This is a genomic window from Chitinophaga sp. (assembly GCF_039596455.1).
GTDB lineage: Bacteria > Bacteroidota > Bacteroidia > Chitinophagales > Chitinophagaceae > Chitinophaga.
In genome coordinates, this window is the sequence record NZ_JBCNJR010000011.1 from 106,760 (window position 1) to 120,955 (window position 14,196).

General features: G+C 51.2%; 14 protein-coding genes. 6 read left to right on the forward strand and 8 right to left on the reverse strand.

Annotated elements, in window-relative coordinates; translation table 11 throughout:
- Nucleotides 1-9: 9 nt before the first annotated feature.
- Both ABDW36_RS24440 and ABDW36_RS24445 read right to left on the reverse strand, forming a co-directional pair.
- Nucleotides 10-3,315 (reverse strand): TonB-dependent receptor, encoded by a 3,306-nt coding sequence (locus ABDW36_RS24440; protein WP_343704567.1) that lies wholly within the window; start codon nt 3,313-3,315, stop codon nt 10-12.
- A gap of 673 nt (nt 3,316-3,988) precedes the next feature.
- The gene (locus tag ABDW36_RS24445; RefSeq protein WP_343704568.1) at nt 3,989-4,399 is read right to left on the reverse strand and encodes a Dabb family protein; all 411 of its coding nucleotides are present in this window, start codon (nt 4,397-4,399) and stop codon (nt 3,989-3,991) included.
- 100 nt (nt 4,400-4,499) lie between these two features.
- Here ABDW36_RS24445 and ABDW36_RS24450 point away from each other — a divergent pair, with 100 nt between their 5' ends.
- Nucleotides 4,500-5,387 (forward strand): hypothetical protein, encoded by an 888-nt coding sequence (locus ABDW36_RS24450; RefSeq protein WP_343704569.1) that lies wholly within the window; start codon nt 4,500-4,502, stop codon nt 5,385-5,387.
- 14 nt (nt 5,388-5,401) lie between these two features.
- Here ABDW36_RS24450 and ABDW36_RS24455 read toward each other — a convergent pair whose 3' ends face one another.
- A complete protein-coding gene (locus ABDW36_RS24455) occupies nt 5,402-5,917 on the reverse strand; it encodes a GNAT family N-acetyltransferase (protein WP_343704570.1) in 516 nt (171 codons plus the stop codon).
- A gap of 1 nt (nt 5,918) precedes the next feature.
- Complete coding sequence (trxA, locus tag ABDW36_RS24460) at nt 5,919-6,215, reverse strand: thioredoxin (protein ID WP_343704571.1); 297 nt, start codon at nt 6,213-6,215, stop codon at nt 5,919-5,921.
- Nucleotides 6,216-6,343: 128 nt separating this feature from the next.
- Between trxA and ABDW36_RS24465 the strand changes: the two genes are divergently transcribed.
- The gene (locus ABDW36_RS24465) at nt 6,344-6,784 is read left to right on the forward strand and encodes an SRPBCC domain-containing protein (protein ID WP_343704572.1); all 441 of its coding nucleotides are present in this window, start codon (nt 6,344-6,346) and stop codon (nt 6,782-6,784) included.
- Here the strand turns inward: ABDW36_RS24465 and ABDW36_RS24470 are convergent, their stop codons facing one another.
- The gene (locus tag ABDW36_RS24470; RefSeq protein ID WP_343704573.1) at nt 6,785-8,743 is read right to left on the reverse strand and encodes a sensor histidine kinase; all 1,959 of its coding nucleotides are present in this window, start codon (nt 8,741-8,743) and stop codon (nt 6,785-6,787) included.
- A 146-nt stretch (nt 8,744-8,889) separates the two neighbouring features.
- Here ABDW36_RS24470 and ABDW36_RS24475 point away from each other — a divergent pair, with 146 nt between their 5' ends.
- Nucleotides 8,890-9,834: a sugar phosphate isomerase/epimerase family protein gene (locus ABDW36_RS24475; protein ID WP_343704574.1), complete on the forward strand. Its 945-nt coding sequence runs from the start codon at nt 8,890-8,892 to the stop codon at nt 9,832-9,834.
- Here the strand turns inward: ABDW36_RS24475 and ABDW36_RS24480 are convergent.
- On the reverse strand, nt 9,818-10,426 hold the full coding sequence (locus ABDW36_RS24480) for a hypothetical protein (protein ID WP_343704575.1): 609 nt from the start codon (nt 10,424-10,426) through the stop codon (nt 9,818-9,820). The genes ABDW36_RS24475 and ABDW36_RS24480 overlap by 17 nt on opposite strands.
- Nucleotides 10,427-10,564: 138 nt before the next feature.
- On the opposite strand from ABDW36_RS24480, the gene ABDW36_RS24485 reads away from it, so the two are divergent.
- The 3 genes from ABDW36_RS24485 (at nt 10,565) to ABDW36_RS24495 (ending at nt 12,552) form a co-directional block, all read left to right on the forward strand.
- Nucleotides 10,565-10,972, forward strand: a complete 408-nt coding sequence (locus ABDW36_RS24485) for a VOC family protein (RefSeq protein ID WP_343704576.1) — start codon at nt 10,565-10,567, stop codon at nt 10,970-10,972.
- Nucleotides 10,973-11,241: 269 nt separating this feature from the next.
- Complete coding sequence (locus ABDW36_RS24490; protein WP_343704577.1) at nt 11,242-12,114, forward strand: DMT family transporter; 873 nt, start codon at nt 11,242-11,244, stop codon at nt 12,112-12,114.
- Nucleotides 12,115-12,192: 78 nt separating this feature from the next.
- On the forward strand, nt 12,193-12,552 hold the full coding sequence (locus tag ABDW36_RS24495) for a VOC family protein (RefSeq protein WP_343704578.1): 360 nt from the start codon (nt 12,193-12,195) through the stop codon (nt 12,550-12,552).
- A 56-nt stretch (nt 12,553-12,608) separates the two neighbouring features.
- On the opposite strand, the gene ABDW36_RS24500 is transcribed toward ABDW36_RS24495, so the two are convergent.
- Both ABDW36_RS24500 and ABDW36_RS24505 read right to left on the reverse strand, forming a co-directional pair.
- A complete protein-coding gene (locus ABDW36_RS24500; RefSeq protein WP_343704579.1) occupies nt 12,609-13,004 on the reverse strand; it encodes a hypothetical protein in 396 nt (131 codons plus the stop codon).
- 195 nt (nt 13,005-13,199) lie between these two features.
- Nucleotides 13,200-13,958 (reverse strand): hypothetical protein, encoded by a 759-nt coding sequence (locus ABDW36_RS24505; protein ID WP_343704580.1) that lies wholly within the window; start codon nt 13,956-13,958, stop codon nt 13,200-13,202.
- Nucleotides 13,959-14,196 lie beyond the last annotated feature (238 nt).

Below are 14,196 nucleotides of genomic sequence, written 5' to 3' on the forward strand. Positions count from 1 at the left end.
GCTTTTAAGTTAGAAACCTGCACTGATACCAAAGAGATACTGCCTGCCAACAGGGTAGATGCCAAAGTCAACACCCAGCGCGGAGAAGGTGCTGTTGGTCTGGCTTACCTCGGGGTCAAGACCGGTATACTTCGTAATGGTGAAAAGATTGGTAGCACCTACGTAAGCCCGCAGGTTGCGGATGCGGCCTCCAAACCATCCCTCCGTGGGGAAGGTGTAGCCTATCTGCAGGTTCTTCATGCGGAAAAAGCTGCCGTCCTGCACGTAGTAGCTGGAAGACGCATACTCGAAGTCAGAGGCCTGCCTTTTCGGGGAAGGAATGTCTGACCCTTTGTTGGTGGGGCTCCAGCGGTTCAGCATGCGGGTGCTGGCGGTACCGTCAAAGGTGAAGAAGTCTGTGAAATAGCGGGTGGCCTCATACAGATCGTTACCCTGTGAGCCGTTGAAGAACATCATGATGTCAAAATTCCGGTACTTGGCGTTGATGGCCAGGGAATACAGGAAATCAGGGTGCGGGTTGCCGATCACAGTGCGGTCAAACGGGTCAATGATGCCGTCTGCCTTGCCGTTAGGCCCTGAAATATCGCGGTATTTCAAGCTGCCGGGGCGCGCGCCGCTGTAAGAGGGACTGTTGGCCACATCTGCATCGTCCTGGTAGATACCAGCCACCTCATACCCGTAGAAGGAGCCGAAAGGCGCGCCGGGGCGCAGAATGGTGGTCTGCAGGCTGCGGAAGGTACCATACAGTTGCTCTTTTACAGTGGGCGCCAGGGAAAGCACTTCGTTCACGTTGCGGGAGAAATTGGCGGTTATGTCAAACTGGAAGGGCTTATTGCCACGCTGGCCGTAATGGTAGCCCAGGGCAATCTCAAACCCTTTGTTCTGCATATCGCCAATGTTCACAAAAGGCGAGTTACCCTGCCCTACTGCCGTGGCGGGCAGCGGCACGGGGTACAGCATGTCTACGGTTTTACGGTTGTACCAGTCCAGCGTACCGTCTATGGTACCGTCAAGCAAGGTGAAGTCCAGGCCCACGTTCAGCGAGCGCAGTTCTTCCCATTTTACGGACGGGTTGTCATAATCTTTCTGCCAAACCCCTGTTACCACCCCGTTGCCGCCGTTAATGGCGTAAGCGGAGGTAGTGAGCGAGCTTTCAAAACGGCGCAGGTACTGGAAGCCGGGGATGCGCTGGTTACCGGTAATACCGTAACCGGCGCGGAGCTTCAGGTCGGTTATCCACCCGGCGTCTTTCACGAAACCTTCTTCAGACAAACGCCAGGCAACGCTGCCCGCGGGGAAGGTACCGTATTTGTTTTCCGAACCGAAGTTGGAAGAACCGTCTCTCCGCACGGTGAGGCTCAGCAGGTACCGGTCGTTATATGAATAATCCGCCCGGCCGAATATAGAGAACAGGGAACCCACACCGCCGGTGCTGTTATTGCTGATATTGGCGGAGCCGCGGGAAAGATAGTAGTAGTCCATATTCCCCAGCAGGAAGAACTCGTTCCTGCCACCGTTGAGCGTGCGGTTGCGGGCATTGAAGGCTTCCGTGCCTGCCAGCACCGTCAATGCGTGGCGGTTCTGGATGTTCAGCTTGTAGGTAAGCGTGTTCGTCCAGGTCCAATCTGTATTGTACCCCTGGAACTCGCTCAGGCTGTTGGCATTGCCGCCTTCGGAGAATTCCAGGTTGGGGTAGCCCACGCTTATGCCGTTGTAGTTTTCATAACGGATGCCATAAGAAGTGCGGAACATCAGGCCTTTCAGGATATCTACCTCACCGAAGATGTTCCCGAAGAAAAAGTTCCGTTTGTTCACATTGTCTTTTGCGCGGTAGAGCAAAGCCATCGGGTTTTGCGCATTGCCCAGCTTGTCTCCCCGGCTGCCGGCAAAGTTGCCCATAATATCGTACACCGGTATGATGGCCGGCATACGGTAAGCAAAGCCGAAGGCGCTGCCCTCTCCCTGGTACTCTCCGGAGATATTGGGGTTCACCCCAACGCCTACAAACTCTTCGTAGCTGTACTGCAGGTTTTCACCGAAGCGAACATGGTTGTTGAATGCCGAGAAAATGGTATTGGCCCTTACGTTAAAACGTTCATAACCGGTATGACGGACAATGCCTCTTTGCCCCATATAACCGGCGCCGATGGCATAAGTGGCATCTTCTCCGCCGCCATTCACGCCCAGCTGCACACTTTTCATGGGTGCGTTCTGGGTGATCTCATCAAACCATTTGGTGCCGGCCTGGTTGGCTTTGGTGATCTGGTAAAACGTAGCGCCATCCCGGCTATAGTTGTATTTGGACGGGTCGGCATCGGCGGCCGTTACATTATGACCGGTGGCGGCGCCTGCCAGCAGGTACTCCGGCAAGGTAGGATTAGGACCGGGGCCGTAGTTGCTGCCCGTTGTTTCCGGTGTGCCCGGCGTTTGGTTATTGTTGCGGAAGGCTTCGAACAGGAATTCCGCGTATTGCATGGGCGTCATCATTTCCGGGAAAGCTTCCCTGCGGGGAGACTGCTGGCCATAATACATGTCAAGCGAAATGCGGGGCGGCCCTTTGATGCCTTTCCGCGTGGTGATGATCACTACGCCGTTGTTGGCACGGGCGCCGTAAATAGACGCGGATGCCGCATCTTTCAGCACCTGCATGCTTTCAATATCATTCTGGCTGAGCCAGCTCAGCTTGCCTTCATACGGTACGCCGTCAATTACGAACAACGGATCGTTGTTGTTGATGGTACTGAAACCCCTGATCCTGATCTGCGGCGTGGCGCCCGGCGCTCCGTCGCTGATCACCTGCACACCGGTTGCCTTACCTTGCAGCGCTTCTACCGGACTGGCCACCGGCTGCGATTTCAATTGTTTAACATTCACCACCGACACAGAGCCGGTAAGGTCTTTCACGCGCTGGCTGGAGTAACCCGTTACCACCACCTCGTCCAGCGTGCTGTTGGAGGCAACGAGTATAACGTTGTAAGTTTTACCCGCTTCTACGGCCATCTCCTGTGCCGTGAAGCCGATGCTGCTCACCACCAGTATTTCACCGGGTTTGGCGCGAAGGGTGAATTCACCGGTTTCCCCGGTAACAGTACCCCTTGTCTGCCCTTTAACCTGTATCACCGCTCCGGGCACAGGCAACCCGTCTTCGCTGGTCACCTTTCCTTTAACAGTGGTTTCCTGCTGGAAGTAAGGCGCCGGCGCGGCTGTGGAGGCTGGGGCATACGTGAAAGAAAGTGTGGAAAGTAGCGTAAACGCTGGTAAAAAGGTACCTCTTATCGCTTTCGTAAAAAAAGCAATATTCCTCTTTTTTTTCATATTTTTGAAGAGTTATGGTTCACCAAGTATTTTGAACTGTAATAGACTGGAAGCTTCACTCCAGTTTTTTTAGCCGGCAATATTCCCGTATTGCCGGTTTCATTATTGTTAAGTTTCTATTCTTGTCATAACATGGATTGTTTTTAAGGATTAAGGATTGTGTTTCTTATAATCGATTTGGTTGATGACAGCATAAAGCAGGCAAACCTCTCCCCCGTACCGCGGGCAATGTGCTTGCGGAGCCTCTTTCATTGTTGTATCAGAACGGCGGAGAAAAAATTTATACAATCAATTGAGCACTGCGTTTACTGATGTTGATTTTGGTTCTGCAGACGGCTTTCATAAACATTTTTAGTTAAACAATAGAATGCTGGATCAGATGCAGGCAGAGCATATTCACGGGTTAAACATGCCACACCAATCATCATAAGCTGGGAAGGCCACAGTTACCCGTAACCGGCACAGCGCCATGCAAAAAAGCATCACAATCAGCTACCGTAGCGGATTACGCTACCGCCACTGCGGGCCTTCTGCATGAATAAAATGATTGATAAGAAGCGATTGATGTCAGGTGGTACTCGAAGTAGATTTCTTTCAGTTTTGTTGATAACGTGTTACAACAGGGTAAATTTACATCATTTTCTGTTAATTCCAAATATGTATTTCAGGATAGTCAAATTTCCACGGCATCATATACCACTACCTTGCTCCAGAGGTGGCTGCAGTTTTTGATGAACTCCTGGTGAATGGGGTGTACCTGGTAAGCCTCCTCCCCTGCCAGGTCATTAAAAAAGATCAGCTCGGACACGGCCCAGCTGTTGTCTACCACGTCTCTTTTCTCTGTACGGGCTACGATGCCTACACGGAGATCTTTCACTGTTTCAATTTTGGCCAGGCTTTTAACTCCTGCTATCAGTTTGTCCCGGTCTTCCTTTGAATCAGGGTTCTTCAGCCAGAAAAAGACATGGTGCGCCACGGGGTATTTCTTTTGGGCGGCGGAAAGGGGCATGGCCGAAGCCAGCGTACCGGCGCCGGCGAGCGCGGCGGCGGAGCGGAGGAATTTTCGTCTGTTCGTGTTTTTCATGCAAGTAAAATAGTGAATTAAACGGGATTTTGGAATATCTTATCTTTAAGAAAAATCCCTTGCTATGAAAACGAAACTTTCATCCTGTGTGTTAATATGTATGTTTCTGTCTGTTGCCACCTTTGCCCAGGACCTGGATGATGTAACAAACATTGGCAACACTACCACCCACGGTATCAAGATACAGAATGCAAATGGGCTTAACATTGGCGTGGACGCTTCTGCAGGCTACTCGGCCTTCTCCCACTTTTTGCGGCCCTCTCCCGTAGCATCCAGAATACTGCGGTTTGATTGCGAGAGCATTCTCGGGAGCGGAGGCTGGGAGTTCTTCAATTCCCATATGCAAAAGACGTTGATGTACATCATGCAGGATGGCCGCACGGGTATCGGTACCAGCAATCCCGCCAGCCAGCTCCACCTCAGTTCTGATGAAAATCATGCCCTTACCCTCAGCCGGACCAACGGAACTTACGGTTTCAGAATATTCCGGGATGCATATAGCGGTACCGTTCAGTTCCAGATCGGCGCAACCGAAGCACCGCAATGGGAAACCAAAATACAAATAGGTGAAGGCGTTGGCGCCAATACCCCGCTGATCATCAATCCTGACGGCGGTAATGTGGGCATTGGCACCCTGTCACCTGCCGCCAAACTCTCCGTAAACGGCGGCATCATTGCGCATAAGGTCAAAGTTTCCCTTGACATCAACAACTGGCCTGATTTCGTATTTGCCCCCGGTTACCGCCTGCCTCCCCTGGCACATGTAGAAGCCTTTGTCAAAACCAACAAACACCTCCCCAACATCCCCTCCGCCGCCGACGTACAAACACAGGGGCTTGACCTGGGAGACAACCAGGCAAAGCTCCTGCAGAAAATAGAAGAGCTTACACTGTACCTGATAGATCAGCATAAAACCATCCAGGCGCAGCAACAACAGTTGCTGGAAATGGAAAAAAGATTAAAATCACTGGAAAGAACGGGGAATTGATAGAAGTCCGCCCGCTACAACACCCGCTTCATCAGCACGTCCGTCTGCTCATCGTCTCCCAGCCTGAAGAGGTGCGTGCCGAATGGAACAAAACCGTTTTTCTCATAGAACCGGATGGCGCGGGGATTCTTTTCCCATACGCCCAGCCAGATGTATTCCGAACCGTTCCGGGCGGCTATCTCCAGGGCTTTGTTCAGAAGGGCCTGCCCTACCTGCTGGCCGTGAAATTCCTGCAATACATAGATGCGCTCAATTTCCAGGCCTTTATGGTCTTGCAGGTCTGTTTGCGCCGCCCCGAAATTCAGCTTGAGGTAACCTGCCGGCCTGCCGCCGGTTTCGGCAAAGAAAAACAGGGAACCGGGGTTATTCAGCTCCTGCGTCAGGCGGGTGGTTGAAAATGCTTCGCTGGCATACGACTGCATGTTGGCTGCAGTGTTGGCTTCTGAAAATGCGTCTGAAAATGTTTGCAGCGCCAGTTGTTGCAGCACCGCTACGTCTGCCGGGGTTATTCTCACCAGTTCAATATCCATGTTATGTGTGCTGTTTGATCAGTTGTTCCAGTTGTTTGGCCTGCACCACGCCGGCCTGGCGCCATAGTATCTTTCCCTCCTTGAACAATATCAGCGTGGGTACGCCCTGCACCTGGTATGCAGCCGCGGCGGCGGGGTTCTTGTCCACGTCAATTTTGATAATGGTAGCATCATCTCCCACCTGGTCTTTCAGGTTTTTCAGGATAGGCTCCATCATCTTGCAGGGGCCGCACCAGGTGGCAAAAAAATCAACCAGCACGGGTTTATTGCTGTTGATGGTTTCCGAAAATGTGGCCATAAGATTCCGTTTCATGCAAATTTACAACATCTGCCGCAACTGGCCCGATCTGCCCTTATTTTGTCGTATTTACACCGCATCAGGAAATGGAAAGATCTTCATCTTTGTGAAGAACAAATCAACGCACCATGAAAAAGTTGCATTTCAACACTACCATCAACGCCCCCCGTGAAAAAGTATGGGATATACTCTGGGGCGAGACCAGCTACCCGAAATGGACCAAACCGTTCAATGAAGGCAGTGCCGTGGAAACGGACTGGCAGGAAGGCAGCGAAGTGAAATTCCTGGACGGGGAAGGCAACGGCATGTTATCTTCCATTGCTGTAAAGCGGGAGCCTGAATATCTGTCTTTCAAGCACCATGGCAATATCATCAACGGTGTTAAAGACACGGAAAGCCCTGAAGTAAAAGCCTGGGCTGGTGCGGAAGAAAACTATACGCTGAGCACAGTGAACGGGCAAACAGAATTGAAGGTAGACCTGGACGTTACGGAAGATCATAGCGGCATTTTCAGCGACATGTTCCCGAAGGCGCTGGCCATTGTGAAAGAGCTGTCTGAACAGTCTTAGCTATTGCCCGCGCGGAAGGCTGAAATAGAACTCCGTGCCCTTCCCCGGTTCGCTTTTGATCTGCAGCACGCCGCCGTTGTTTGCTATAAACTCTTTGCATAGCTGCAGCCCCAGGCCGGTACCTCTTTCTTCGTCCGTACCCTCAGTGGTATACAGGCTGCCGCCACGCAGCAGGCGTTGCGCCTGCTCTTCCGTCATGCCCTTGCCGGTGTCTGCTACAAATACCTCTATCCGTTCATCCCGCGGCCGGCAGCCAATAGTAATAATGCCGCCCTGCGGGGTGAATTTGATAGCATTGTCTACCAGGTTGCGGAAAACCAGCTCCAGCTGGTGGTAATCTGCGGTAACCGTTATGTCTTCGGGTACTATCTTCCGCAATAAGATAGCTTTCTGGTCTGCCGCAAAACGATAGGTATCTATCACCTGGTATACCAGCGGCGAAAGCGGCACCTTGCGCGGTTTGGTCTCTATCCGCTCCATTTGGGTGAGAGACCAGTTCAGCACGTTCTGTATGGTACCCGCAATGTACTTGATGTTGTGGCGCACGGTTTGCGAAAAATGCTGTATTTCCCCGGCAGAAAGCGCCTTTTGCTCAGACAGCTCCAGCAGGCCGGAGAGGTTGTTCAGCGGCGTCCGCAGATCGTGAGAAATAATGCCCAGCAGCTTGTCTTTTACCTGGTTGCTCTCTTTCAGGTCTTGCGTGCGCTCTGCCACTTTCCGTTCCAGCAACGCGTTCTGCTCATTCACAAACTGCATCTGCTTCTCATGCAGCTCGATCTTCTCCTTTTTGAGCACCGCATACCGGTGGCCCAGCGCCAGTGACAGTAACACCACTTCGCATGCAGACCCTACCGGCAAAATATGGAAGTACCAGTTTTTTAGCGGCAGCAGGCCCATGTTAACGATGGTAAATAGAACAATGGAACACAGCAGCAACGCCCAGGCCACCAGGAAATAGAGCGCCGGTTCATACCCTTTACGCCTGACGGTCACAGCCAGCCATACGAAGAGTACGGGCACTACAATGCTGATCACTTCCTCCAGCACAATGGTTACATGCCTGAGGCCGGCTATGTTGAAGGCAATGGCCGCCAACGCTACTATATTGAAGGCCTGTAGCGCCTTGCACAAGCGGGGCGCATGCTGGCGGCCATGGAGGAACGAAATGGAAAACGGGATGGCAAACAGGTAGCTGACCGCCACAAAGCTCATGCCGTACATATTCACGAAAGCAGAGAGCGCATCCGGCAATACAACGTGAAACCCACGCAGGTACAACAATACAAATGAGGCCAGGAAGAAAAGGTACCCCAGGTACAAGGCGTAGTTGCGCTCCCTGATCCACCAGAATAACGAGAAATTGTAAAAGAACAGGGCTATCACAATGCCGAAGTACACCAGCTCCACCACGTACATGCCACACAAAGCCGCCGGCACTCCTTTTTCCGCAGCCAGCGTAATCGGCAGTATCACCGCGTTGCCGGTGCGCATACGCAGCCAGAACTCCTGTTGCCGGTCTCCCAGCGCCGGCAGTTCAAAATTGAAGCCGGGCAGGTCCCATACTTTATGTTTGTCACGCAGGCGGCTGCCGGAAGTAATGGTTTTCAGCTCAGGACCGTCATAGTAGTACAAGGTAATACTGTCTACATTCGCAAACTCTATCAGGAGATATACTTTGCCCGGCGCGGAAGACGAGAAGCTGCCATGTGCCCAAACAGCGCCATTATTGAGACCAAAGGCGCCTATTTCTTCCCTGCCCTGGCGGAAACGGTACTGGTACCCGGCCTGCTGCACCTGCGCCAGGCTGAGCTGCGCGCTGCTGTCTACAAACCAGCGCACCTGGTGCCCTATTTTCTGGTAAGGCTGGGCCGGGGTAAGACGTATGGTGGGTATAGCCGCAGCCCGCAGGGTCAGCAAAAGAAGTACAAGGACGGCGGCGTATGATGATAAAATTCTCAACGCATTACAGGGTGTATGATCGCTGTAAAGATACAACTATATTCCAATGAAACCCCGGCTGGGCAAGGCACAAACATGTTTGCGGAAATGTATGCCTATCATCAAAAAAAGCCGTATTTTCCATATACAATAAACAACGCGAGCCTATGAGCCTGAACCGTCGTTCCTTTATGAAAAACGCCCTTGGCAGCGCCGCCTTGCTGGGCCTGCCTGGCGCCCTGCCTGCCGCAGTGCCGGCAGCCCCGCAACCGCAGCCGGCAGATTTCAGGCTGGCGCTTTCCTCCTACTCTTACTGGCATTTCAGAACACCCAAAGTGCCCATTGAAAAAGTGATTGACGAAGCCAGCCGCCTGCAGGTGGAAGGGGTGGACGTATTGCACCGGCAGATGGACGGTGAAGACAATGCCTATCTTCAAAAACTCAAAAGGCATGCTTTCCTCAACGGGGTCAGCCTGATATCACTCTCTATTCACCAGGATTTTGTAGACCCTGACCCTGCCGTGCGGCAAAAAGACATAGACCATACCATCCGCTGCATAGAGCTGGCCTACAAAATGGGCATCCCTGCCATACGGCTCAACTCCGGCCGCTGGGGCACCATTAAATCTTTTGACGCGCTGATGGCCAACCGTGGCGTGGAAAGCCCCATACCCGGCTATAAAGAAGACGATGCGTTTAAATGGTGCATAGACAGCATTGAAAAATGCCTGCCCAAAGCGGCGGAATGCGGCGTACTGCTGGCATTGGAAAACCACTGGGGGCTTACCTCAACGCCGGAGGGCCTGCTGCGCATCCGACAGGCTATTGATTCTCCCTGGCTGGGGGTGTTGATGGACACCGGCAATTTCCTCGAAAACCCGTATGACAAACTGGAAAAAGTAGCGCCCTTCGCCAATTTCGTACAGGCCAAAACCTATTACGGCGGCGGGGAATGGTATACGCTTGACCTGGACTACAAACGCATTATCAACATCCTGCGCAAGGTCAATTACAAAGGTTACATCGCTATTGAGTTTGAAGGGAAAGAAGCGGCGGAAACCGGTGTGCGCAAAAGCGTTGAAATGCTGCGCGCGGCTATGAAAGCGTCTTAGGCGCGCGCTTATCTTCTGCCCCGCTGTGGCCGCAGGTCAGGGATATGGCCAGTATAACAACGCCGGCCAGCAACCCTTTGCCGAATGCCGCGTCCAGCTGCGTGCCGGCCAGCGCAGTGTACTGCTGCGCTAATGCAATGTAAATGTAATAACCCGCCACCTTCAGCAGGTCTGTACCTATGAACAGCCAGCCTATTAAACGGATGCGCCTGGCGTTATGGCCGGGAGAAACAGTGTTGAAAATACGGCGCAACGTCAGCGCACCCCAGAAAAAGGCGGCCAGCATCAATACGTTCATGATGTAACAATAGTAAGAAAGAGCGGTATGCGCTTTGGCGTATACATCAAACCTGTCAACACGCTGTACCATCACCACATCATCCCGCAGGTAATAGGCCAGGTCAAGCGGCGCAGGCTCCGTGCTTCCCATCTTCACATGCAATGCGGCGCGGGGTAAAGCGCTCACCTCTTCAGCCCGTATCAGCCTGCGGTACGTCATCGTAAAAAATACTACCGCCGTTGCTACAACGGTTATAACAAACAGCCCGTTTACCGCCGTTCTGGCGAGTGCGAAAGTATTCTGGCCCTTCATACAAGCAGTTTTTGGTAAGATAAAGGTATTGATCACCACGCGGAATACAAAAGTCGCAATTTGCCTCCCTTTTGTCGTTATCACACAGTATTGCGATAAAGAAAGCACGCTAGATTTGTATCAACAAAAACAAAAGACATGGCTACAAAAATTTTCATAAACCTCCCGGTAAAAGACCTGAAAAAAACTGTGGAATTCTTCACAGCGCTTGGTTTTACGTTTAACGCACAATTCACGGACGAGAAGGCCACCTGCATGATCGTAGACGAGAACATATTTGTGATGCTGCTGGTGGAAAAATATTTCCAGACCTTCACTTCCAAACCTGTGGCCGATGCCACCAGGAGCACGGAAGTGATCACTTTCCTCTCAATAGACAGCCGCGAGAAGGTAGACGAGCTGGTAGACAAGGCCCTGGCCGCCGGCGCCACCAAAAACAACGAACCGCAAGACATGGGCTGGATGTACCAGCGCAGCTTTGCTGACATCAACGGGCACATGTGGGAAATAGGCTATATGGACGAAAGCGCCGTTCCCCAGGAGTAAAAAAAACACTACCTCTATATAAAAAAGCCGTACACTGTTAGGAGGTGTATGGCTTTCTGCCTATATTTAGGGTCTAAATAACGGATATCATGCATCTCTTTCTCACCAGCACGCCTCCTCCTGCGGTTGTTTTGCCTGCAAAATAACCAGCGAGCTGCATCCCGCAGAATAACACCCTTCTTTCCGGGTTCATGACCCTGGTTGTTTTTGCATGCACCAATATGCCGAAATATTGATGTGTTCAATCTTCAAACAACCGCTATTATTCAATGTCCAGATATATTTTCATGGTTTTTGCCGGGGCCTGCAGCTTCGGTATACTCTCCACATTTGTAAAGCTGGCCTACGCCGATGGTTACACGGCCGCTGAAATTGCCTTTTCACAGGCCGCCATGGGCATGGCCGTGCTTTGGGCGCTGAGCGTGGCCGGCATTAAACGCCACGGCCTGCCGCTGAATGCCCGCGGCTGGGCCTCCCTCCTGCTCACAGGCGCCTTTATTGGTTTGACCACCTTTGTGTATTATGTGTCTGTACAGTACATCCCTGCCTCACTGGCTATTGTGCTGCTGATGCAGTTCAGCTGGATGGGCATTTTGCTGGACTGGCTGCTCTTCAAAAAGAAACCGGGGCGGCGGCAGGCGGTGGTAACAGCACTGGTACTGGCGGGCACTGTGCTCTCCGGTGGCGCGCTGAACCCGCAGGCAAGGGATATTTCTCTCCCCGGCGTATTGTACGCCTTGTTATCCGCTTTTTTATACGCTGTATACGTTGTGGCAAACAGCCGGTCCGGTAACCAGCTGCGCCCTCTCCAGAAAAGTGCGGTGATCATGACCGGCTCCACGCTGGGCATCTTCGTGGTAAACGCCCCGCTGCTGGTAAACGGCAGCCATTATAACAGCGGTTTGCTGCAATGGACGCTGTTCCTCTCCTTTTTCGGCACCATTGTGCCGCCTGTGCTTTTTGCCAAGGGCATTCCCCGTATAGGCGCCGGCATCAGCGCGGTGGTAATGACGGCGGAGCTGCCGGTGGCCGTGCTCTGCTCCCACCTGGTGCTGAGTGAGCAGGTAACGCCGCTGCAATGGCTGGGCGTGGGCATAATGCTGGTGGCCATGGGACTGCTGCATGGCCGGAAGGACGCGTAATGCAACAAGGGCGTATTGAGCTTTTCAATACGCCCTTTTTCCCGATATTTGCGGGGTGAATTAAACAGCACCGAAGCAATGATAAGGTTTAAGCGGCTGGACCATGTAGCCATCATGATCCCCATAGGCAAAAAAGAAGAAGCAAGACAATTTTACGGCAGCACCCTCCAACTGGTGGAAATACCCGGCAACCACCCCCGCGGCGCCATCTGGTATGAAATTGCTGACGTTCAGCTGCACCTGGTAGAAGAAGAGGGCGATACAAAAATATCAGGCCGGCACCCGGCATTTGAGGTAACAGACCTGGAGGCCGCCAAAGCATATCTCATCAGCAAAGGCATTGAAATAGCCTATTCCTCCGTTATCACCGGCCGCTCCAGGCTGTTCTTCCGCGACCCGTTCGGCAACCGGGTGGAGTTGCTGGAGTATGAGCAGTAAAACGCCCGCAGAAAAAGAGAGCGTGCATGCCCGCTCTCCCGGATCACTGTTCGGCGCTACTTGTGTTGCACCATGAGCCATACTTCATCCATCGTCTTGTAATATTCCAGGGCAATGGTGTCTTTTTTGGCGTCTTTATGGTCCAGCAACCATTCAAAGTACTGGCCTATCATGGGCAGGTGCTTTTCCCAGTCCGGCAGCACATAGGCCAGGTATTTACCGGCAGGAATGTTGTAGTGCGGCATGCCGGGCTCATTTCCCGTATCTGAAGCGCAGGCGCGGTACACCCACTCCCCGTTTACGCGCTCCGTAACGCCATACAAGGTCCTGCCCTGCATTTTCAGCTTTCCGCAAAGCTCGTTGAAGGCAGGTTTGATGCCGTCAGGGAAGCTGGCCGCGGGTACAAATACGGTGGGAATGTCTGCTTCGAAGGTATGTTTGATGATGTCCATAACGGTAGGTTTTACCCTACAAATGTCCACCGTGCCGGGCAGATCTCCGGTGGGGATTTTCGTCAAAATGAGGGGGCTTTGTGACAATGAGAGAGCGGTAACTATTACGCATAATAACTTTTCAAGAAATATTGCTAGAAGGTTAAGAACCTCCGGTTGTAGTAAGCTTACTACAAGCTGGATTTATTAACCAATTCACCCGAATATCAGGCCTATCAGCTTTTGTCTCTCTAACTCATCCGTATTACAATCAAATCCGATTAGTTTCAGCCTCAATTCCTCTTCAGTTCTATCCTTTGGCTTGAAATCAATCTTCACTATTCCGGTTAGGGCATTGCAAATAAAAAGAATCTCTCCATATAGGTCCTTGATCACAATCTCTTCTTCATTCACCCACTCATATGAATCAAAAAAAATGGGATAGAGCATGTCTACAGGAACACTTCTGTATATCAAAATGGAATTTTCAAGCCGGTTATCTCTGTTAAAGAACTTCCAAAAAAATTGAGCACAATCGAAGTCTAGGGTAAAGTTTAACTCCGCACTTCTTTCTTTCAAAGGGCTCTTTTTCCTTTTGAAGTATGATATGGGAACAACATATTCGTCTTCAATAATGGATTTGTTCACTTGTTCAATTTCTGTTTCATCCCAATCATTTGCCACGGACAAATACTTCATGGACTTAAAAACAACCTCATAAAGAGCGGCCCTTCTCATTTCTTTTGGCAAGCCTGTATAAGTAATTATCGAAAAAGGATAATTTATATTGCAGATACTATCATCCAGGCCTACAATCTCAACATCACCATCGCGGTCCTGGATTATGATGTTAATTCTTGCATATTTAATAAATTTTAACGCTTTTATTCTCGAGTAGTAGCTATAACCCACAGAATAACCTTCCCGGTTCAAAACCAGGTTACTATTAAAAACAATTGAAACAAACCTTTTCACAAAAAATGTCTTAAATTATCTACGAAAATAGGTTCTCAAATCTGCCTGACCATATTTAATCCCCGAAGCATGATATGAAAGGGATATTGGGATTGTGAGGTTCTTGAGAGAGATATTGTATAACACAACACTTATTTCAGGTAAGCCGTTGTAAGGTGTGACATCATAGTTAATATATTTTACAAATTCTGTAGTTTGCGGAGAAGGAGGAATAATATCCTTATTTTGACTCACTGCA

Coding starts and splice junctions, on each gene's coding strand:
- ABDW36_RS24450 (WP_343704569.1), top strand. CDS start 4,500: ATGTTTCTGTCTGTTGCCACCTTTGCCCAGGACCTGGATGATGTAACA.
- ABDW36_RS24445 (WP_343704568.1), bottom strand. CDS start 4,399: ATGAAAAACACGAACAGACGAAAATTCCTCCGCTCCGCCGCCGCGCTC.
- ABDW36_RS24480 (WP_343704575.1), bottom strand. CDS start 10,426: ATGAAGGGCCAGAATACTTTCGCACTCGCCAGAACGGCGGTAAACGGG.
- ABDW36_RS24465 (WP_343704572.1), top strand. CDS start 6,344: ATGAAAAAGTTGCATTTCAACACTACCATCAACGCCCCCCGTGAAAAA.
- ABDW36_RS24475 (WP_343704574.1), top strand. CDS start 8,890: ATGAGCCTGAACCGTCGTTCCTTTATGAAAAACGCCCTTGGCAGCGCC.
- ABDW36_RS24440 (WP_343704567.1), bottom strand. CDS start 3,315: ATGAAAAAAAAGAGGAATATTGCTTTTTTTACGAAAGCGATAAGAGGT.
- ABDW36_RS24495 (WP_343704578.1), top strand. CDS start 12,193: ATGATAAGGTTTAAGCGGCTGGACCATGTAGCCATCATGATCCCCATA.
- ABDW36_RS24490 (WP_343704577.1), top strand. CDS start 11,242: ATGTCCAGATATATTTTCATGGTTTTTGCCGGGGCCTGCAGCTTCGGT.
- ABDW36_RS24485 (WP_343704576.1), top strand. CDS start 10,565: ATGGCTACAAAAATTTTCATAAACCTCCCGGTAAAAGACCTGAAAAAA.
- ABDW36_RS24455 (WP_343704570.1), bottom strand. CDS start 5,917: ATGGATATTGAACTGGTGAGAATAACCCCGGCAGACGTAGCGGTGCTG.
- trxA (WP_343704571.1), bottom strand. CDS start 6,215: ATGGCCACATTTTCGGAAACCATCAACAGCAATAAACCCGTGCTGGTT.
- ABDW36_RS24500 (WP_343704579.1), bottom strand. CDS start 13,004: ATGGACATCATCAAACATACCTTCGAAGCAGACATTCCCACCGTATTT.